Here is a 22028-nt window from a genome sequence, read left to right as displayed (position 1 = left end):
TCTGTCGTTTTTTGCGTCAGATAGTAATAACAGGCCGAGAAAGTTTGCCACCGACTCGACACAGCAAGAAAGAGAGCGGAAAACGTTTTTATAAGCCTGTCTGTGTTCTTATAGTATACCATAAAAAGGAAAGGTGGTCTATGACAGTTTCTTACAATTCTCTTTGGCATAGGGACGGGCGGATATGCCATATCTTGAGAAGAGAGTATGTGCAGACGGAGGAAGATATGAATGAAAAATGTATCATGCAGGGAGAGGCGTGGTATTTGAAATGGAAGCGTGTGGAAAAATGGTGTTGGTTTGTGAAAAAGAAGCTGTTTCGGGAAAAAGAATGTATGTGTTGGGACGAAGGGGGCAGAGACAGGAGAAGAGAGTATTTAAACAAAAATGCTTGGAGAGGGCTGGCAGCGATTGGTGTAGCGGTTGTGCTTACGATGGGAGAATGTGTGTCAGGCATACAGCTTGGAATTGGTAAATTGGGGGGAAGTGGTATGCTCACATCTTACGCGGAGGAACTGTGGATTCCCGTTTCAGTAACCGCAGAGACAGCGCAGGCAGCAGAAAATGCCGCTGAGCTTCCCGTCCAGGCACCGGAGGCGATCCTTATGGAGGCCTCCACCGGAACTATTTTGTACGAAAAAAATGCGGACGAGGCGCGAAATCCAGCCAGCGTGACGAAGATTATGACGCTGCTTCTGATTTTTGATGCGTTACATTCGGGAAAAATTCATTTGCAAGATGAGGTCACGACCAGCGCGCATGCGAAATCCATGGGGGGATCCCAGGTGTTTTTGGAAGAAGGGGAGGTACAGACGGTCGAAACGCTGATCAAGTGCATTGTCATTGCATCGGGAAATGATGCCAGTGTGGCAATGGCAGAGTATATCGGCGGCAGTGAGGAGGCATTTGTTGCGATGATGAACGAGCGGGCGAAAGGGCTTGGAATGGAGACAGCAAAGTTTGAGGATTGCTGTGGTCTGACGGCGTCTACGACGCACGCGATGTCGGCGCGCGACATTGCCCTCATGTCGCGGGAATTGATCACGAAGTATCCGGAAATTTTTCAGTATTCAACGATCTGGATGGAAAATATAACGCACCGGACCAAGCAGGGAGAGAAGGAATTTGGACTTTCCAATACGAATAAGCTGCTGAAAATGGTGACAAATTTTGAGGTGACGGGACTGAAAACGGGTTCTACATCGCTGGCAAAATATTGCCTGTCCGCAACCGGGCGGAAAGATGGCGTTGATCTGATTGCCGTCATTCTGGCAGCACCGGATTATAAGACGCGGTTTGCGGATGCGGTCACATTATTAAATTATGGATTTGCAAATTGTCATCTTTATAAAGATGACAATCCGGGAGCTGTGCCGGAAACGACGGTGGCAGGCGGCATCCAGGAACAGGTTGCAGGGCGTCTGCGGGGAACCTTTTCTTACCTTTCGATGGGAGGAGAGAATCTGGATGGAATCGAAAAAGAGTGGATGATGGAAGAATCCCGCAAAGCGCCGGTTCGGGAAGGTGATGTGATCGGACATCTGGTCTATCGGTTGGATGGACGGAAATTGGGAAGTGTGGAGATAGAAGCGGCAGAAACGGTGGAGAAAGCGGGACTATGGGACTATTTTAAGAAGGTAATGGGAGTGTTTGCGGCATAAAAATAAAGAGCTGTCATGTTTGAATAGTGATACACGACAGCTTTTTTCATGGCTAGTTATTCATTCTGCAATCCAGCCGCTTTTTCAGAATACGTGGTCGTTACCAGTTTTTCATAAGGAATCCGCTCCTTGAGTTCACCTGCTTCTTCCAGAATATTTTCCAGAAGCTCAAAGCTGTCCCTGTGGAAAATGGTATCATTTTTCCAGGTGTCCTGCGCTTTGTAGCGTTCAACGATGCGGGCGATTGCCGCGCGGTCTGTTTCCGGAAACTGAGGTTGGATTGTCTCGGCGATTTCATCCGCACTGTGGGAGTTGACGTAAGCTAAGCCCTTCTGGATGGCATTCGTGAACGACTGGATAATTTCCGGATGCCTATTTAGATAGCTCTGCTTTGCACAGTAGGCGGTGTAGGGGACATAACCGGAATCGACGCCGAGCGAGGCGACAACGGTGCCATTCCCTTCGGTTTCAAGGGTGGTGGCGAAGGGCTCGAACTCGACCGTGTAATCCGCATCATTACTCGTAAACGCCGCCGCTGTCAGCCCGAAATTGATACTCTGATCGATTGTCAGGTCATTTTTTGGATCGATGCCATTTTTCTTTAAAATATACTCAAAGACCATTTCCGGCATTCCACCCGCGCGCCCGCCAAGCACCTTTTTGCCTTTCAGATCCTGCCAGGAAAAGTCTGGTTCGGCACTTCGTCCAACGAGAAAGTTTCCGGCACGCTGGGTCAGCTGGGCAAAATTGACAGCATAATCGGCGGAACCTTCCTGGTAGACATAGATACTTGCCTCTGAGCCCATGAATCCGATATCGGCATCTCCGGAGATGAGCGCGGTCATAACTTTGTCGGCACCGGCACCGTTTACGAGTGTCAGAGCGATGCCTTCATCCTTAAAATAGCCCAGCTCGATCGCGGCGTACTGTGGCGCATAAAAAATCGAGTGGGCTACCTCATTGAGTGTGACCGGTTCAAGCGCCCCGTCCGCCTCCTTCGCCTGTCCACACCCGGTCAGGGTGGTAAGCAGAGTGAGCACAGCCAGGGCAGCTGCAAATTTAGTTCGTTTCATGGTTGCCTCCTGCGGTTCGTTCATACTATTAAGATATGGGGAATACAGGAAGGTGTGAGTGGTCTGCTGATTTTTCTTTCTGTCTCCAGAGAAGTCCAATACAAAGCCCGACAAGCGACGGCAGAATCCATCCGAGGTTCAAATCAAACAGCGGAAGCGTATGTCTGGCAAATGCGATGACGGGTTCCAGATGTAGGGCAGACTGCATTTCGTCCGGCAGAGCTGCTAAAAAGTCAAAGATGGAAGCTGCCCAGGAACAAATGGTAACGCAGACATAGACTTTTTTGTTATGCTGGAATGCATTTCCAAGCAGCGCGAGGAGAATCAGCGTGATGGCTGGCGGGTAAATCAGCATCAAAACAGGAACCGAGTAAGTGATGATAGCGGACAGTCCTATATTTGACACAATGAGTGAAAAAAGGGTAAAAACGACCGCCCATGCACGGTAGGAAAGGGCATGGGGAAACAGTTTCACAAAGGTTTCCGCACAGCTCGTTACAAGCCCGATGGAGGTCTTGAGGCAGGCGAACGTGATCGCGATGGCAAGGATCCAGGTGCCCATCCGTCCAAGGTAGTAGTCTGCAATCTGGGAGAGGGCGATGCCGCCGTTTTCTGAAAGTTCGAATTGTCCCAGTGACTGTACTCCAATCAGGATGGTAAGCAGATAGATAAATGCCATCAGAAGCCCAGCCAGCATACCGGAATGCAGAACCTCTTTTGCAATGGTTGAATCTTCCCGCACGCCCATCTGGCGGATAACCGAAATGACCACGATCCCGAATGCGAGTCCGGCAATCGCATCCATGGTTTCATAGCCCTGGGAGAGCGCGGAAAAGAAAGCTCCATTCTGATAAGAGGCATCGGGAACTGCCGCTGAAACCTCGATGCTCGGATGAAGCAGGGCAGTCACAATCAGAACGCCTAGAAACAGAAGAAACAGCGGATTGATGATTTTTCCGATCCAGAGCGTGATGCTGCCTGGACGAATGGAAAATACAAACACCAGCGCAAAGAAGATCAGCGAAAACAAAAACAGCATAGTCTGTTCGGAAAGCTGTGTTCCTAAAAGGGGTCTGATTCCGGCGGTAAAGGAGGTCGTAGCGCACCGCGGAATAGCGAAAAACGGTCCGATTGTCAGGTAGAGCAGACAGGTAAAGAAATAGCTATATCTGTGTCCGACGCGGCGGGACAGATCCTGAAGTCCCTCCGAATGCGTGCTTCCGATCGCGGCAACACCCAGGATCGGAATGCCGACGGCAGTCAGAATAAATCCAATCGCTGCCGGGAGAAACTGGCGTCCGGCAAGCTGACCGAGATGTACCGGAAAAATCAGATTTCCGGCGCCGAAGAACATACCGAATAATGTTCCGGCAACTAAAAGCCGCTGCTTATGGGAAAGACAGGTCTGCGTCATAGATATTCACTCCTTTTACATGAGAATTGAAAGTTACTGTTCACGCATACGTGTCCAGTAACGGAATTTGCCGTGGCTTCGCATTTAAATACGGCAAATTCCTGCTGCCACCACGTTTTCTTACGGCACTTTCGGTTCCAAAAGTGCCTACCCGTGAACAGTAACAATTGAAAACTCTTTTCTAATCATCATTATAAAGCCTTCCTTGTGGTTTGTGAAAATCTAGTTTATAATAGAAATATGACAAAATGTAATATTCTAAAAGGAGGTGCGGCATGGATGCCAAAAAACTGGAAATATTGATGACGGCGGTAGATCTTGGAAGTTTTTCGAAAGCATCCGAGGTAGTTGGCTACACGCAGTCGGGGCTGACCCATCTGGTGGACAGCCTGGAGCGGGAGATTGGATTTCCGTTGATCCGCCGCAGTTACAGCGGCATCGCGCTGACGGAGGCGGGAGAAAACCTGTTGCCGGATATCCGCCAGTTTTTGCAGGCAAATGCCACCCTGGAAAATAAGATTCAGGCGGTGCGGGAACAGCAGGAGGAGTCGATCCGTGTGGCGGCATATGCGAGCATCGCGATGTACTGGATGCCGGAGATTTTATACCGGTTCCGCCGCCTCTGCCCGAAGGTGGACGTTGATCTCCGCATGGTCGATCATGCGCTGGAACCATTTGAATTATTACAGAGCGGAAAGACGGATGTCATTTTTGCGAGCAGACAGAAAGAACCGAAATGCGAGTGGATTCCGCTGTATCATGAACTTTTGTATGCGATTCTGCCAAAGCAGTATCCCTTAAATGGGCGCAAAGAATTTCCGCTGCGTGAATTTGAAGGAAAAGATTTCCTGATGCCTTACGGGCGGTTTGACATCGATGTACACGCCGCATTTGCAAAAGAGGGAGTCAGGGCAAAGGAGCAGTCCGTCTATGTGGATGACGAGACGGTGATCCGCATGGTGGGAAAAGGACTGGGCATTTCAATGATGTCTGAACTGATGATCCGCGGAAATACGGAAGATGTCTACTGCGTTCCGGTTTCCCCGACCTGCATCCGGGAAATAGGAATGGGTATGAAGCCGGGGACGGAGGAGAATGGGAGCATTGCAAAGCTGAGAGAATGTGTGATGCAGTTTGTGAGCACGTTAAACAAAGGCGGAAACGTCTCTTTGAAATAACCGGAATCACAGACCAAACAGTCCCAGCCTTGCCATTTTCCCAGTATAGAGTATATAATTAAATACAGATAAATATATGGAAGGAATACACCGTGAACATAAATAAAAACCTTTTTGACGCTCTCCCAATCGGCTTTTTCAACTGCCTGGCAAGCGGCAGCAGCAACCGCATTTATTCGGACTGTCTTCTGCTCATTTATCATGAGTATGACCGGGAGATCACCTACCGCATTGCCCGCAGCCGCATCCGGGATGCGCTTGCCATCTATCTTCTGGAAAATCACATTGATTATTTGGACGATGAGATGACAACCGACCGGAATTACAACCAGCTTGCCAATTCCGTGATCCGCAAATTCTGCTCGAAAGAGGTCGGATGGCTGGAGGAGGACACGGACGATGCGACGTATGAGAAGCATATCATGATGACGGAGCAGGGCGTCTTTCTGGCAGAATTTCTCCAGAAGATGATGAAGCCGGAGTGGGAAGAATTTTCAAGTTATATTTTCAATATTTATAATATTTTGCAGAATCCCGACCAGTGGGAACCGGATATCTATGTCAATGCGCTGCGCTCGGTCTACCGCAACGCGAAACAGCTCTCCGGTGCGCTCAAGCGCCTGGCGACCTTTATCAAAAAAATCATCGAGCGGATGGTGCGCGAGGAAAGCCTGGAAAGTCTGACCGAGAATGTCCTCGAATACTGTGAGGGCGATTTTATCCGCGAGTACGCGCGTCTGACGAAACAGCAGAATATTCATATGTACCGTTCCTTTATCCGGTCAAAGCTGGAAGCGATGCAGAACCGGCAGGAGCTGTTTGAGGGCCTGGTGGCGGGATGCGCGAAGGAAGAAGAACTGGAACACATTGAGGCGGAGAATAAGGTGCTGGATATGCTCCAGACGATTCTGCAGTTTTTCTCAGTCGATTACGACCAGATCATGCGGGATATCAAGCATAAAATTAATATCTATTTACAGATTGCGATTGGACGGGCGAGATTTCTTCAAAACCGGGACAGCGATGTGCGCGGGCATGTCGAGCAGACGATCCGCGTGATTGCAGCGGAGATGAACACACTCGGTTGGAAGGAAGAACTGCCGGAGTCGATGAACGGGTTGTTTTTGCTGGAAAATAATGAGTTTATCGATACCGACTCGATCCGCTATCCGCGACGGGAGCAGATGATCCGCGAGGCAACCTATGCGGAGCTGGAAGAAATGACACAGGAGGACATCGATCGTGCGAGGGAGGCACAGGAGAGGGAGGCAGAGAACCCGTATTCGAAGGATAAGATGAAGAATTATCTGGAGGCGCTTTTAGGAGATCGGACGGAGATATCCAGCGAGGAGGTTCCGATGAAGAGCAAGCGGGATCTTTTAAGCGCGCTCTCGGCGGTTGCATATGGTTCGGAAAATGGGTATGAGATACAGGCGGAGGATGGTTATCTGGAAACGCAGCAGATGCTTCTGCGGCGCTTTAAAATCGAACGCCGGAAGGAGAAATAAAACATGGGATTTGAAGAAATATGGAATGAATATACATCCTCTGAGAAGGACATGTTCCAGAAAAGTGTCAGGCGTCTTCTGAAGCAGACCTTTATCGTGCGCGATCGTGACGAGGACAGCAAAAAGGCGTACTATTTTGTCTCCAAGCGTTCGGAACCATTTTCAGCGTACCTGGGATATATCGGATACGATATTGTGATTGACCGGGAAAATGGCGTGATTATGCTGCAGAACTGCCGGGATCTCGGCGAGAATGGAAAACTGCAGATCAACCATGTGACACTCAAAAAGATGGAGAGTGTGGTTTTATGCTGCCTCTGGACTCTCTATGCGGACCGAGTGCGTTCTGGAAATCTTTCGAAAAATATTGAGATTTCGGTGACCGATCTGCGCTATGAGATGGAAAAATACGGCATTCGGGATCAGATTGACAAGAGCAGTTTTGCATCGATTCTGACGCTGTTTACCAAATATCAGCTTCTGCAGGTGATTGGAAAGCTCGGCGAGGAGGACTGCCGGATCTGTCTTTATCCGTCGATGCAGTTTGTGCTGGAACCACAGGAGTTTGGCAAATTTGTGGAAAATGTCAACCGGCGGATGCAGGAAAAGTGGAGCCGTGAGGACGAATGGGAAACGGAGCTGACAAAAGAGGAGGAAGACGGCGATGAAGAATCAGACGATCATGAATAGGAAATCGGCGAAAAAACTTTTGATGGTCCAGTGGTCGCGTTTCCAGAATGTCTGTATCGAGCTGGAAGGTTCGACCCTGGTGACCGGTGTCAACGGAAGCGGAAAATCGACGGTGCTTGATGCGATGACCTATCTCCTGACGGGCAACACGCAGTTTAACAAGGCGGCGAAGGACCGAGACCGGACGGTGCTTGGCTATGTGCGCGGCGACACGCGCAGTAATGGCGAGGCGCGTTATTTGAGAAATGGCAGCGTTGTCAGCTATATTGCGATGGAATTTTCCGATCCGACGCTGGGAGTGCCGCTCACGGTCGGAGTATGCATTGAGTCTCCAAGTGAGTCTGGCAAGCCGGTCAGCAGTTGGTTTATCTGTCCTGGGGCGGCGATTGACGATATCGATTTTACACGGATTGAGGGAAATGCACTCCGCATCACGCCGAAAAATGAGCTGACAGTGAATGGCGAGGCGATGAAGCTTTCCTCTTTTATGGGACGGGACCGCGGCACGGAGGCGGTACTCCGGGCACTGGGACTCCGCGTGGACGCAGTCAAATACCGGACAAAGCTTCTGAAAATGATGGCATTTAACCCGGAAAATAATATCGACCAGTTTATTCAGGACTGTGTCCTGGAACCGGGAAAAGTTCAGTCGCTGGAGGAACTGCGCGAGCAGAAGCGCCAGTTTGAGCGCCTGCGGGAACTCTATGAGAGTCTCAGACAGGGCAAAATCCAGCTCGAAGAGGTGCTTCGCCAGAGTGATGAATACGAGAAGAAAAAGCGGGTACTCCGCATCCGGGAGCTGATGCTTTCGTATCAGGCGCTCCGGGAGAAGGAAGAGGAAGAAAAGCAGACGAAAAACCGTTATCAGGCTTTAAAAGACCAGTACGGGCGCCTGACCGAGCGGGCGGGAGAGCTCGCAAGACAGCAGGAAGCCGCACAGGAACGCCTGCGAATTGCAGAAAATAACGATATGGTCAAGGGAATGCAGGAAAGCCTGGATTCCCTGAAACGCCAGATCGAGGAAGCGGATCGTGAGAAAAAGAACTGGGAGGACAAGCTGGCGCAGATTTTGAAATTGAAGAAGAAGATAAGCGCGCTTATCAAGCTTCTGGAAGCAGATCTTCCGTCCTTATCCTCGGAAAACACCTATCTGGAGACACTGGAACAGGCGGATGGGGAGACGGCGAAGAAGCGGGAGGCGTTTGACGCATTCCGCGAGAAGGTGCACCGTCAGGACGGCATCTATGAGGAAAATAAGATCCACCTGCAGGATCAGTGTAAAGAGCGCGAAAAAGAGATAGGGGCGCTGCAGGAGAAGATCCGCCGTCTGGAATCGAATATCCTTGTGTTCCCGGCGGAGGTGGAAAATGCCCGGAATAAGATTCAGAGAGGGTTGGAAAAACAGGGTATCCAGACCGAGGTCCACATTTTTGCCGAATTGGTCCAGGAGGTGACCGCTCCGGAGTGGAGAAAGGCGGTTGAGACATTTCTGGGAAGAAAGCGTTTCTATATCATCGTGGACGGCGCGCACTGCCATAAGGCGATGCAGATTTTACAGAAAGAGCGGATCTATGATGGAAATGTCGTGATCACGGATAAGCTTCCGGAAACAGAGGCGGTGGAAGGTTCCGCGGCGGAGATTCTGCGGATCCCGAACGTCTATGCGAGACGTTACGCCAATTATCTGTTAAACGGCATTCATCTCTGTGAAAACCTGGAAGAGCTGCATGAATACCCGAAGGGCGGACTCATGCGGGATGGCATGCTGGCGAAGAGCTATGCGGTTGCGATGATGGATATGAGACGGACCGAGCTGTGTCTCGGCGCAGACGCGATCCGCTGCCAGCTGGAACAGTCCAGAAAAGAACTGGAAGAATTACAGGTGGTTCAGCGGGCCGATAAAGAGGCACTTTCACAGGTTATCAAATACCGTGATGCGATCAAGGAGATCGACTGGGACGGCGGACACTACGATTTCGGCGCGGCATATGGGCTGAAGGACTGCAAAAAGCGCAGGGACAGCCTGGTAAAGGATCGCGAGGAGATCGAGGCAAATCCGGACTTTACCGCAGTCCTGAAAGAGCTGGAGACGGCGGGACGGCTGGCACGCGAGGCAAATGAGAGTGTGAACCAGAACCAGAGTGAGCTTGGCGGCTGTAAGAATGATTTAAAGGGCTGCGAAGGAACACTGAGCCGTATCAGCACGGAGATCTATTTATGCCAGAAGGCATATGAGGAAAAATGCCTTGTCAACATGGAACTCAAAGAGGCGATGCTGGAGGAATATAACCGCGAAAGCGAGAAGCGCGGCACGATCCGCGTGACGACACAGCTTTCCATCGACAAGAGCAAAAATATGCTGGCAGAGCGGGAGCGCCAGCTGGAGGACGCACAGCTGGCGTATTGCCGCCTGGCGGGAATCGACGTCGGAAAGCGCGGCATCGGTTACATCCCGTGGTACCGGGAAGAATACCGGAACCTGGCGCACGTCAAGGTGGAGGAAGCCCAGCAGAAGCTGCAGGAGCAGGCAAGACGGCTGGAGAGCGCGTTTATGAACGATTTCGTGGCGGAGATTGACGAGAATGTCCGCGAGGCAAAACGTGAGATGGACGCGATCAACCGCGAACTGCGCCATATGCCGTTTGGCAACGATACCTACAAGTTTGTGATGAAAGAAAAGCCAGACCGCGCTCTCTTCTTCCGCATCTGCAGGCGTCTGGAAAAATATATGAGTTCCCCGCAGGTCTATATGAATTCGGCGCGCGACGACGAGGAGATGGAGAATGATATTCAGGAGTTTATGAGTATCATTCTGGCGGAAGAAGATGAGTGGGAATACACGGATTACAGGAGATATTTCTCTTACGATATGGAGATCAGCAGCCGTCAGGGGCAGACCGAGATCACGGCAGAGTTATCGAAAAAACAGGGTTCCGCCAGCAACGGAGAGAAGCAGACCCCGTATTTCATCATTCTGGCGGCGAGTCTTTTGCAGTGCTATCCGGCAAACACCTGCTGCGCCCGTCTGGCATTCATCGACGAGGCATTCTCGGCGCTGTCGAGAGAGCGGATCGAGCAGATGGTCCGTTATTTCGAAGAGAATCACTTCCAGGTATTCTATGCAGCCCCGCCGGAGAAGATCAACAGTATCGGTCAGTTCATCGATTCAACCGTCAGCCTCATCGTGACAGGACGGTATACGAATGCGGTAGAAGGATTGGTGAAGCAGGCATAGGGAAAGAGGAGAAAAAATGGCGGATCGGAAAGAGTGGAAAGAACAGCTTTTAAGTAAATTGCTGGATCAATACGAAAAAAGCGTCACCTATGTCGGTGAAAATAAGGTAAAACAAGTGTTTTCGGTCAAACCATCCGATATTTTCAAGGGCTACAACAAAGATTTTCTCCCGCCGGAACAGCTTTTCCAGGAAAAAGAATTTGAACGACTGATCCGTCAGATGGAATCGGAGGGACTTATTCATGTAGTTCCTCCGAATACTGGTATTCTCCGTCAGATCTGTGCTGTCCCGGAACGTTGGGAAGATTACTATGCCTGCCTGAACCGGACAGAAAAGAATATTCTAAAAAAACGGCTGGAAGAGGTTTATCATCGCTTCTGCCAATGCGATTTATTGGAGGCATATGGAAAAGAAAAGCTTCAGACACTGAAAAACAGCCGTGCGAGAAAGCTGGATGAAAAGAAGGTAGAAAAAGAGATAACCGAGGCAGAAGCTATCTGGAATCTGGTGCAATTTTTAAAAGAAAATCAGGAAAAGCATAGAACTACGCTGGAGCGGGAAATGTCAGAGGCAGTTCTGCATGACAGTAAACAGTGGGAAAAGATATACCGGAAAAAGGTGTGTGGAATTTTGGAGCACACGGGGCGGTATGATGAACCGCTTGCGGAGCTGGAAGAAGAACGGGAGCGGCAAACGGCGCTTCTGGAGGAATTTTACATTTATTCCAATCCGGCGTATATCTATCTGAAAGGGGATGCGCGGATCTGCCTTGAAGACGGACGCGAACTTCGGATTTATCACGATCTGCCGATGTCGATCCCTTTTGAGACATTCCAGAAGGCAAAAAGCATCCAGATCCGGGATGCGGCGCTGATGACGGTGGAAAATCTGACCTCGTTTCATCGGCTGGAGCGGGAACATATATTTTACCTGTTTCTGAGTGGTTACCATACCCGCACGAAACAGGCGCTTTTGCAGCGGATCGCCAGAGAAAATCCGGGACTTTCCTGGTATCATTTTGGAGATCTCGATCCAGACGGTCTGGCGATCGCGGGGCATCTGATCCGAAAGACGGGACTGCCGTTTCAGCTGTGCGCGATGGGTGTGCAGGAATTGCAGCGGTTTCAGACATATGCGAAGCCATTGGAAGCACCCGATCGGGCGAAGGCGGAAGCAATGATAAAACAGGGCAGCAGCTATGCGGGAATATTGCGGTATATGCTGGAGCACAACTGTAAATTGGAGCAGGAGATTATAAGCTGGCAGGAGACGAGATTGGAGAGTTTTCTGTAAAAAGAATCTTTTCGGTTCAATCCGGATTTTTATATATGATATGATAAAGACAAAGTGAAAGGAATGCAGCGTCTATGGAAAAACAGGAAAAAGCCTACAAAGGCGTCATCGAATATTTCAAGAACCGCATCATGGCGGGCGAGCTGCGTCCGGGGGAGAAGCTTCCTCCGGAGCGGGAGATTGCGCAGATGCTGGAAGTCAGCCGCAATTCCGTCCGGGAAGCGCTGCGGATCATGGATATGACGGGAGTGATTTCCTCCCAGCAGGGCTCGGGGAATTACATCACTTGTGAATTTCAGAAAAGCATTGCGGAGACGATGGGGATGATGTTTGCTATGTCCCAGATTAATTATCAGCAGATCAGCCAGATCCGCTATGCGCTGGAACAGCAGGCGTTTGCCCTGGCGGTTGAACATGCGTCGGAGAGCCAGATGGACGCGCTGGAAGAACTGGTAAAGCGTCTTGACCGGAGCATGGACGAGCAGGAAAACGCCCGGATTGACAAACAGATCCATTTTACACTGGCGCTGGCGTCGGGAAATGTGCTGCTGCTCAATATTTTAGAGGCGTGTTCCGGCGTGATCGATACCTTCATCCGGAATATGCGCGCGGAAATTCTGCGGACAAAAGAGGCGAAAGAAGCACTGAATCTCTGTCACCGGCAGATTGCGGAAGCGCTGCGGAACAAAGATAATGCAGCGGGGAAGGATGCACTGGACCGGCATTTCCGGATGATAGATGAAATTTTGGAAAAAAATGAAAAAACACATTCTATGTGAAAAGATAAACAATCGTTGACAACCAGAACGCAGCCCACTATACTAACGAATAAAGAAAATTGGTTCTACCAAAATTCTTTTTCTTTTCAATAAATTGGTAGAACCAATATGCGGATTAAAAATTCTTTAAAATTTGTGAGGACCTGAAGAGCATCCATCATTTAAAGATTTTTACAAAGCATCCATATGAAGGAGGAAACAGAATGAAGATTCTTGTCTGTATCAAACAGGTACCGGAAAGCAATAAAGTAGAAGTCGATCCGGTTACCGGCGTGCTGAAACGAGACGGCGCGGCTTCGAAGATGAACCCATACGATCTGTACGCGCTGGAGACGGCGTTCCGGATCCGGGAAGAAGTGGGCGGAAGTGTTCACGTCATTTCCATGGGACCGCCGCAGGCGCAGCAGGTGATCCGCGAGGCATTTGCGATGGGCGCGGACGGCGGAACGCTTTTATCGGATCGCAAATTTGGCGGTGCGGATGTACTGGCGACCAGCTATACACTTGCGCAGGGCATCAAGAGCTGCGGCGATTTTGACCTGATCCTCTGCGGCAAACAGACAACGGACGGCGACACCGCGCAGGTTGGTCCGGAGATCTCCGAGTGGCTGAATATCCCGAGTGTGGCAGATGTTGTCAAGATCAATCAGATTGATGAGGACGGCATCACCGTCAGCATGGATCTGCCGGAAGAGGTCGAAGTGGCGAAAGTGCAGTTTCCGTGTCTCTTAGCCGTTGACAAGGACATTTTTCAGCCAAGACTTCCTTCGTATGTCCGGAAAATGAACACGAAAGACCGTGAAATCCGGATTCTTTCCCTGGCGGATATGGACGATAAAGACGCGATGCACTATGGACTCAATGGTTCCCCGACGCAGGTTCAGCGCATTTTTCCACCGGCTGTCAATGACAAAAAGGAAATGTGGGACGGAAGCGGCGAAGAGCTGGCAGACCGGCTGTATCAGAAGATCGTGGATATGAAATTCGTGTAGGAGGTGGAAGCATGGCTGAGTTAATCATACATCAGGACAAAATCCCGGATAATCAGGAACTTATCAAGCTCTGTCCGTTCGGGGCGATGGAAGAAAAGGACGGAAAGGTGACGATCAGCGCCGCCTGTAAAATGTGCCGTCTCTGCGTGAGAAAAGGTCCGAAGGGCGCGGTTGAATATGTAGAAGACGCGGTAAAACCAAGCGTCGATAAGAGTGCATGGAAGGGCATTGCCGTTTACGTAGATCACGTGGATGGAAAGGTGCATCCGGTTACATTGGAACTTCTTGGAAAAGCGAGAGAACTTTCCAAGGTAACGGGACATCCGGTTTACGCCCTGTTTATGGGAAATGGAATCGAAGCGGCTGCACACGAACTGCTTCATTATAATGTAGATAAAGTATTCGTCTATGATGCACCGGAACTGGCACGTTTCCAGATCGAGCCGTACACGGCTGTTTTTGAAAACTTCATCCAGACAGTAAAACCATCGTCTATTCTCGTCGGTGCGACCACGGTCGGCAGACAGCTGGCGCCGCGTGTGGCTGCCCGTATGAAGACAGGTCTGACCGCGGATTGTACGATCCTGGAAATGGATGAAAATACTGATTTATCCCAGATCCGACCGGCTTTTGGCGGCAATATCATGGCGCACATCAAGACCCCGAACCACCGTCCGCAGATGGCGACCGTGCGCTATAAGATCATGAACGCACCGGAGCGTGCCGAGAAAGAGAGCGGTGAGATTGTGGTCTGTACAATTGAGAAGGAAAAACTGCTTTCCCACGTGAGGGTTCTGGATATCGTAGAAAAGCCGAAGGAAACCTTTATCGAAAATGCTGATGTCCTGGTGGTAGCCGGACGAGGCGTGAAGAAGCCGGAAGATTTGAAAATGCTGGAAAAACTGGCAGATCTGCTGGGAGGTCAGCTTGCCTGCACCCGTCCAATGGTGGAAGCCGGATGGCTGGATGCCAAGTGCCAGATCGGTCTGAGTGGCCGTACGGTCCGCCCAAAACTCATCATCACCTGCGGCGTGTCCGGTGCGGTCCAGTTTACTGCCGGCATGAATCACGCGGAGACGATCGTCGCGATCAATAAAGATCCGAAAGCGCCGATTTTCAAGACGGCACATTACTGCCTGACTGGTGATCTCTATGAGATTCTCCCGAGACTGATTGAGAAGATTGAGATGGGAAGATAAAGATTCACAGGAAGGAGAGCAGGATATCATGGGAAATTACAAGAAAATAGATAAAGATGATATTTTATATATAAAAAACACAATTCAGGATGACGAGCGTGTCCTCGTAGGTGAAAATATCAATGAAGAGTACAGCCACGATGAGCTGAGCGGCACCAGCAGTTATCCGGATGTGGTGGTAAAGGCAAAATCAGCCGAAGAGATCGCGGCGATCATGAAATATGCATACGAAAATACGATTCCGGTGACACCGAGGGGCGCCGGAACGGGTCTGGTTGGTTCTTCGGTTCCGATGGAACATGGCATCATGATCGATACCACCCTGATGAACCAGATTCTCGAATTGGACGAGGAAAACCTGACGGTCACGGTGGAACCGGGCGTCCTTTTGATGGAATTGTCCGCCTATGTAGAAGATCACGATTTCTTCTACCCGCCGGATCCGGGTGAGAAATCAGCGACCATCGGCGGCAACATCAGCACGAATGCGGGCGGTATGCGTGCGGTCAAATACGGTGTGACGAGAGACTATGTCATGGGGCTGGAAGTGGTTCTGCCGGATGGCACGATCACTCAGTTTGGAGGCAAAGTCGTAAAGAATAGTTCAGGCTATGACTTGAAAGATCTGATTATTGGTTCCGAGGGAACGCTTGGCTTTATTACCAAGGCGATCTTAAAGCTTCTGCCGCTTCCGAAGCGTGTCATCAGCCTTCTGATTCCGTTCCCAACACTGAAACAGGCGATCGACACCGTCCCGGTTATCATCAAATCTAAGACGATCCCGACCGCGATCGAGTTCATGCAGCGGGAAGTGATTGAAGACGCCGAGGAGTATTTAGGAAAAGCGTTCCCGGATAAACAGTCGGATGCGTATCTGCTTTTGAAATTTGATGGTAATTCCACCCAGGAGATCGAAGAAGCGTATGACAAGGTGGCCAAACTCTGCCTGGAACAGGGCGCACTGGACGTGCTGATTTCCGATACCCAGGAGCGTGAGGAATCCATCTGGAAAGCCAGAGGCGCTTTCCTGGAGGCAATCAAGGGATCCACGACTTACATGGATGAGGTCGATATGGTTGTTCCGAGAAGTCGCGTCAATGAGATGGTAACGTATCTGCACGATCTCCACAATGAGATTGATATCCGTATCAAGAGCTTCGGTCATGCGGGCGACGGAAATCTGCACGCGTACATCCTGAAAGACGATTTGAGTGATGAAGAGTGGGAAAAACGGATGTCTGCTGCAATGGAGAAGATCTATCAGAAAGCCCATGAACTCGAAGGTCAGGTGTCCGGCGAGCACGGCATCGGATATGCGAAAAAGCCGTATTTAAGAGAATCCCTGCCGGAGAAGAACCTGGATCTGATGAACGGAATCAAGAAAGTGTTTGATCCGAAGAATATTCTGAATCCGCATAAGGTGGCGCAGAGATAGAAGAAAATAACTGCATTGATATTTTTTAGCCACAAGTGTTGCAAAAACGTTTGAGCACCACGCGGTAAGGCTGATTCTAGGAACTGCAGAAGATTTTTGGCAGAAAAACAGAATAGAACAGCAGGTTTTTGAGAAAGCCACGATCTGAATCAAAGAGTTCAAATCGTGGCTTTTTATAGTTGTTGAACTATTTTATAGTTTATATCTATCGACCTATCTTTTCTTCTTCAACGCCTGCATCACCCGAACCAGCGGAATCGTCTTCCTGTAAATCCGTTTCCCACTCTTATTTTCCAAAAATTCCCGAAACGCGCCAATTGCTTTCAAATTCTGGCTCTCATCCGAATTTGAACGGGACCCCGCGCTTGCGTCAATCCCCTTTTTCGGCACCATATACCCGCCGTAGGAATCGCGGAACAGATAGAAATAATCGCGGTCCTCACCCAGCTTTTCAAATTCATTGTAAGCCAGTGTGCTTTCGCGGGTGTTTTTCGGAAGAGAATAGACTTCCAGATGATTTTCACGGAATTCATAGCGGGACGCCGGGAACGGCATGCCGCTTTTTTTGATCTGTTCGGCGAGCTTGTGGGCGGTGTGGTTGGCGGAGCTGTAGGTGCTGGTCGTCAGATAGCAGCCGTAGGCGGCTAAGAGGATGCCCCACCACTCGCTTAGATTGATGATACCTCCGGCGATGAACAGGATGCTTAAAATTGTCCGCGTGATCCGGTTGGAAGCGCAGAAGAGATCGTACTGCATCCGGGACAGGGATTCGAAGGTTTTTTCGTTGTGGTGCATTTCTATCTTATAGTAAATCATGGTAAGCCCTTTCATATAAAAAATCAATCATCACCTATATAAAAACAGTATATAGAAGCATAGAAAATATCTTAAGAAGTAGTATACTGTTTCTTCCCTGTTTCCGCAACTGGATCTGTTAAATCTGTAATGTTGATAAAAAATAAACAAGATTGTTACAAAAATATCACACAAAAATCGACTAAAATCGAGAAAAAATTATATAATTTCGACAAAATAGCTTGCCTAATCGTAAAATAAGTGTTAAAATTAGGTAAAAGATGAATAAAGGACCAAAAGCAGAGACGAAGAGATGCGCCATGGTTAGAAACAGCTGGAAAAGACTGTTTTTTAAAAATGGTGCTATTTTTTTGCCTAAATGCTGAAATGGTAATTTATTTAGAAAGTAGTAGAAACTGTTGATGAACCGGTCAGAAAGATGACTGGGGGAGGTTAAGAAGAAGGAGAGAAAACGTATGAGAAAAGTATTATCAGTAGTACTGGCAGCGACGATGGCGATGAGCCTGGCGGCCTGCGGCGGCAGCGGCGCAAAGACTGACACAAAGACTGACACAAAGGCAGCAGACGCAGGAACGGCAGCAGGTGACGAGGCATCTGCAGATGATTACTACATCACCATCAAGTTTTCCAACGTATTTCAGCCGGCAGAGTGGAACTACAAAGCCAGCGAATATCTGGCAGACCTGGTAAAAGAGAAGACCGATGGTCATATCACTCTGGAGTATTACGGACAGAACCAGCTTGACTGCTACGCGGAGTCTGTAGCACAGGCACACAACGGCGCTGTCTGGATGGGTCTGGAGGAGCCGTCCTACTTTGCTGATTACATCGGCGATTACAACGTATTAGTTGGACCGATGCTTTACAAGAACAATGCAGAGTACAATGCAGTGATGGATTCTGATATTGTAAAAGATCTGAATGCAAAACTGGCAAGCGAGCACAACATCCACGTTCTGGATACACATTATTCGTTCGGATTCAGAAGCGTATGTACGAACAAGGTAGTTGAGAAACCGGCTGACTTAAATGGTCTGATCATGCGTTCGACCGAGTCTCCGCTGTTTGTTAAGACGATTACCTGTCTGGGTGCTACCCCGTCTGCAATGAGCTTTACGGAGTGCTTATCTGCTATGTCCAGTGGTGTTGTTGATGGTTTCGAAGGTTCCATCTCCACCCTGAAGGATACAGGTGCTTATGAGTACACCAAGAAAGTTGCAAACACGAACCACTTCATCGCAACCCGTTGGTTATTCATGGCTGAGGACGTATATCAGTCCATCCCGGAAAAATGGAGAAACATCCTGGATGAGTGCTGTGTAGAAGCTGGTAAGTGGGAGCAGGAAAATGCTGAGAACGACGAAGCTTCCATGATCGAGTTCCTGAAAGACAAAGGCGTTGAGTGGAACGATGTAGATATTGACGCATTCACAGAGGCTTGTGCTCCGGTTTATGACTGGATCGTAGACGAGTACGGCGCAGATCCGGAACTTCATCAGAAACTGGTTGATTTCCTGAATGACTACCGTGCAAAGAACGAATAATGTAGATTGTTCCGAACAAATACAGTATTTTAAAGCAATTATGAAATGGTAAAACGTAACGGTTATCAGAACCGCTGCGGAGAAGAAAGTATATCTGCCCGGGCTGTCAGAACAAAGAAGATTGTCTGAGGTCCGGGCAGACTTCCGACAAACGTATAGTGCCGGAAATATGAAACTGCTGGTAACTGTTCAGTAGGTCTGCGCATTTACTGCGCTGACCGTACGAAAACATGGGCCAGCAGGCAAAAATCCCATTGCCGTAGGCAATTTTTAATGGATTTTTGCGCGTGACTGTGAAGGTACTGAACAGTTACAACTGCTGGAAAGATGGCTGTATGACAGAACAGTCGTCGGTTATGCAAAACTGACTGCCATTATGAATGCATGAGGATAGACTATGGAAAAGAAAAAAATCACACTGGGGTCGGTGCTGGTAAACCTGGATGCAATTATTACCTGCGTGACACTGACACTCTGTACAATCGTTGTAAACGCAAACGTCCTTATGCGCTATTTCCTGAAAAGACCGTTGTATTGGTCGGAAGAGGTCGCTACGGGGCTCTTCGTCTGGACCGTCTTTATTGGAAGCGCATATGCGTACCGTAAGCACGCACATCTGGGCGTAGACATCCTGATCAACATTCTTCCGGAGAAGATAAGAAAAGTTGTTAAGGTTATTATGGATCTTCTGGAGCTTGTTACTCTGATTATGCTGACCAGAACAAGCGTCCAGTATGTGATGAACACGATGGATAAGCTGACGAATACGCTGCGTGTTCCGAGCTGGTATATTTCCGGCGCGGTTCCGATCGGATTTGGGCTTTCACTGATTTTCTGTATTTACTTTTTGGTTAAGGATATTATCAAGGTATTTAAAGGGAAAGGGGGAAATAACTGATGGGACTCGAATTAATTGAACTCGTTCCGATTTTTATGGTATTTATTCTCTATTTCCTGGGAATGCCGATTGTATATGCACTGTTTGGTTCAACCTTCTTTTATTTTACATTTATTGATACAACCAGTAAAAACTGGCTGATCTTACAGAAGGTTATGACCTCTACACAGTCGTTCTCGATGTTAGCGATTCCATTTTTCGTTATGGCTGGTTCCGTCATGAACTACGGCGGCATCAGTGACAAGATGATGGATTTCGCGGAAGTGCTGACCGGTCATATGAAAGGCGGTCTGGCACAGGTAAACGTAGTACTTAGTATGCTGATGGGCGGATGCTCCGGTTCGGCCAACGCAGATTGTGCGATGCAGTCCAAGATGCTGGTTCCGGAGATGGAGAAGAGAGGTTACTCCAAGGCGTTCTCCGCAGCGATCACAGCGGCTTCCTCGGCTGCTACACCGGTTATTCCGCCGGGAGTAAACCTGATCGTTTTTACACTGATTGCACAGATTTCCCTGGGTCGTACGTTTGCGGCTGGTTATATTCCGGGTATTCTGATGGCAATCTCGATGATGATCGTTGTTTCGATTATTGCACATAAGAGAAACTACCCGACCACCCGTGAAAAATTCCCGTCTCTGAAAGAGATCGTGAAACAGGGTATTACCTCTTTCTGGGGTCTGTTCTTCCCATTTGGTATCATCCTGGGAATGCGTTTTGGCATGTTTACCCCGTCTGAGGGCGGTGCGGTAGCCGTTCTTTACTGTATTATTATCGGACGTTTCGTTTACAAGAAACTATCCCTGAAAGAGCATCTGGTTCCGATCCTGCTTGACAGTATCGCCGGTACTTCCAGCGTTGTCCTGATCATGGTTGCAGCGAATGTATTCGGTTACTACATGACCTGGATTAACCTGCCGAGAGTCGTGGCAACTGGTATGTTAAGCCTGACAACCAACAAGTGGCTGTTCCTTATGGCATGCAACGTAATTCTTCTGATTATGGGTATGTTCCTGGAAGGCGGCGCGGCGCTGATGATTATTACACCTCTGCTGCTTCCGGTTGCAAGACAGCTTGGAATCAATGATTACCACTTTGGACTGGTAGCGATCGTTAACATCATGATCGGTGGTATTACACCTCCGTTCGGTTCGATGATGTTCACGACCTGTGGTATCACGGGATGTCCGATCAGTGAGTTCCTGAAGGAAGTATGGCCATTTATCGTGTCCCTTCTGGTTGTTCTTCTGCTTCTGACCTTCTGCCCGTTCTTAATTACATGTGTACCGGATCTTCTGTACGGCGCAGCATAGAAACAGATTGACAAAACGTTAATAAATTGGATATAATAAAGCCTGTGAGATTAAGAGCAGAAAGGCAAACGTAGAAATACGGATGCTTTCTGCTCTTTTTTGTTCCATAAAAGATACCGGTATCGGTCATGGAAGAGTCTTGTGGAGCGAAAAAGAGCTGTGTTCTAGAAGCTTTACGGGCTTGCAGAGGGAGAAAAAATGGCAGTTTGGAAATGGATTGTGGAGACGGCGGCGACCTGGACAGCGGTCGGCATCTGGATTCGCCTGCTGTTTTCGCTGGCGGTGGGAATGTTCATTGGAATTGACCGTGGCCTGAAACGGCGCGGTGCGGGCATCAAGACGCATGTGCTGGTCTGCCTGGGTTCAGCGCTTGTCATGTTGACGAGTGAATATATGTTCCGGACATTTCCATCTGCAAAAGCGGACATGGCGCGGATGGGCGCGCAGGTTATCAGCGGTGTCGGATTTTTAGGGGTTGGCACGATCATGGTAACCGGGCGTAATCAGGTGCGTGGATTGACTACAGCGGCGTGTCTCTGGGTCTGCGCCTGTGAAGGACTGGCAGCCGGTATCGGATTTGTGGACGGTGCGGTTTACGGTCTGATTCTGATTGCGGTTACCTTGAAGCTCCTGACACGTGTGGATACAATGATTCATGAGCATGCAAAGGTGTTCGATTTCTATCTGGAATTTACCAGCAGCCGGTGTGTTGGGGCGTTCATGGATACCATGCGTTCTAAGAATGTGAAAATCGTGTCTTTTGATATTGCCAAGAATAAGTTAAAGGGCGAGGGTCCCTCCGCGACGATGTCGGTGGAAGTGCAGGACAAGTCGCTTCGAAAAACACTTCTGAGCGATATTCAGGCGATGGAGGAGATCCGGTTTGCAGAGGAGCTGTAGCAGCTAAAGGGTTCAGATGGGCTTACGCACGAAATGCAGCAGAAATAGGATGAATTGTCTAAACAAACAGGATAGTTGAAACGAGAGCAAGAAAACATTTAG

General features: G+C 49.2%; 17 protein-coding genes. 14 read left to right on the top strand and 3 right to left on the bottom strand.

The genetic code is table 11. From position 1 onward, the window contains the following. Positions 1-194 precede the first annotated feature (194 nt). Entirely contained in the window at positions 195-1661 is a 1467-nt protein-coding gene (locus DWY89_RS08895; protein ID WP_243022805.1) for a D-alanyl-D-alanine carboxypeptidase family protein, read from the top strand. Between the two features lie 56 nt (positions 1662-1717). On the opposite strand, the gene DWY89_RS08890 is transcribed toward DWY89_RS08895, so the two are convergent. Then, positions 1718-2734, bottom strand: a complete 1017-nt coding sequence (locus tag DWY89_RS08890; RefSeq protein WP_118524596.1) for an ABC transporter substrate-binding protein — start codon at positions 2732-2734, stop codon at positions 1718-1720. A gap of 28 nt (positions 2735-2762) precedes the next feature. After that, entirely contained in the window at positions 2763-4148 is a 1386-nt protein-coding gene (brnQ, locus tag DWY89_RS08885) for a branched-chain amino acid transport system II carrier protein (protein WP_118523516.1), read from the bottom strand. 275 nt (positions 4149-4423) lie between these two features. Here brnQ and DWY89_RS08880 point away from each other — a divergent pair, with 275 nt between their 5' ends. The 9 genes from DWY89_RS08880 (at position 4424) to DWY89_RS08840 (ending at position 16458) form a co-directional block, all read left to right on the top strand. After that, the gene (locus tag DWY89_RS08880; RefSeq protein WP_022359822.1) at positions 4424-5326 is read left to right on the top strand and encodes a LysR family transcriptional regulator; all 903 of its coding nucleotides are present in this window, start codon (positions 4424-4426) and stop codon (positions 5324-5326) included. A gap of 92 nt (positions 5327-5418) precedes the next feature. After that, on the top strand, positions 5419-6834 hold the full coding sequence (locus DWY89_RS08875) for a Wadjet anti-phage system protein JetA family protein (RefSeq protein ID WP_118524595.1): 1416 nt from the start codon (positions 5419-5421) through the stop codon (positions 6832-6834). A 3-nt stretch (positions 6835-6837) separates the two neighbouring features. Beyond that, positions 6838-7524 (top strand): DUF4194 domain-containing protein, encoded by a 687-nt coding sequence (locus tag DWY89_RS08870; RefSeq protein WP_022359826.1) that lies wholly within the window; start codon positions 6838-6840, stop codon positions 7522-7524. Then, entirely contained in the window at positions 7499-10759 is a 3261-nt protein-coding gene (locus tag DWY89_RS08865) for an SbcC/MukB-like Walker B domain-containing protein (RefSeq protein WP_118524594.1), read from the top strand. The genes DWY89_RS08870 and DWY89_RS08865 overlap by 26 nt, the downstream gene beginning before the upstream one ends. A 16-nt stretch (positions 10760-10775) precedes the next feature. Then, positions 10776-12053, top strand: a complete 1278-nt coding sequence (locus DWY89_RS08860; RefSeq protein ID WP_118524593.1) for a Wadjet anti-phage system protein JetD domain-containing protein — start codon at positions 10776-10778, stop codon at positions 12051-12053. 74 nt (positions 12054-12127) lie between these two features. Further along, positions 12128-12832 carry an FCD domain-containing protein gene (locus DWY89_RS08855; protein WP_118522137.1) on the top strand — a complete coding sequence of 235 codons (705 nt, stop codon included), beginning with the start codon at positions 12128-12130 and terminating at the stop codon, positions 12830-12832. A 203-nt stretch (positions 12833-13035) separates the two neighbouring features. Continuing rightward, entirely contained in the window at positions 13036-13824 is a 789-nt protein-coding gene (locus DWY89_RS08850; RefSeq protein WP_022359830.1) for an electron transfer flavoprotein subunit beta/FixA family protein, read from the top strand. 11 nt (positions 13825-13835) lie between these two features. Beyond that, positions 13836-15023, top strand: coding sequence for an electron transfer flavoprotein subunit alpha/FixB family protein (locus DWY89_RS08845; protein ID WP_118491963.1), 1188 nt, complete (start codon positions 13836-13838; stop codon positions 15021-15023). 28 nt (positions 15024-15051) lie between these two features. After that, on the top strand, positions 15052-16458 hold the full coding sequence (locus DWY89_RS08840; RefSeq protein ID WP_107000143.1) for an FAD-linked oxidase C-terminal domain-containing protein: 1407 nt from the start codon (positions 15052-15054) through the stop codon (positions 16456-16458). A 213-nt stretch (positions 16459-16671) separates the two neighbouring features. Here DWY89_RS08840 and DWY89_RS08835 read toward each other — a convergent pair whose 3' ends face one another. Next, complete coding sequence (locus DWY89_RS08835; protein WP_182427276.1) at positions 16672-17274, bottom strand: YcxB family protein; 603 nt, start codon at positions 17272-17274, stop codon at positions 16672-16674. A 455-nt stretch (positions 17275-17729) separates the two neighbouring features. Here DWY89_RS08835 and dctP point away from each other — a divergent pair, with 455 nt between their 5' ends. The 4 genes from dctP to DWY89_RS08815 all read left to right on the top strand — a co-directional run bounded on the left by dctP (position 17730) and on the right by DWY89_RS08815 (position 21926). Beyond that, complete coding sequence (dctP, locus tag DWY89_RS08830) at positions 17730-18818, top strand: TRAP transporter substrate-binding protein DctP (RefSeq protein WP_118524592.1); 1089 nt, start codon at positions 17730-17732, stop codon at positions 18816-18818. Between the two features lie 397 nt (positions 18819-19215). Then, entirely contained in the window at positions 19216-19716 is a 501-nt protein-coding gene (locus tag DWY89_RS08825) for a TRAP transporter small permease (protein WP_107000140.1), read from the top strand. Next, positions 19716-21026, top strand: coding sequence for a TRAP transporter large permease (locus tag DWY89_RS08820; RefSeq protein WP_181357154.1), 1311 nt, complete (start codon positions 19716-19718; stop codon positions 21024-21026). Before DWY89_RS08825 ends, DWY89_RS08820 begins: the two co-directional genes overlap by 1 nt. 198 nt (positions 21027-21224) lie before the next feature. After that, positions 21225-21926: an MgtC/SapB family protein gene (locus tag DWY89_RS08815; RefSeq protein ID WP_107000139.1), complete on the top strand. Its 702-nt coding sequence runs from the start codon at positions 21225-21227 to the stop codon at positions 21924-21926. The last annotated feature ends 102 nt before the right edge of the window (positions 21927-22028 follow it).

This window comes from Clostridium sp. AF27-5AA (genome assembly GCF_003478415.1).
Taxonomy (GTDB): domain Bacteria; phylum Bacillota; class Clostridia; order Lachnospirales; family Lachnospiraceae; genus Otoolea; species Otoolea fessa.
Note: the sequence above shows the minus strand (reverse complement) of the source record. Positions and strands in the feature narration are given on the sequence as shown.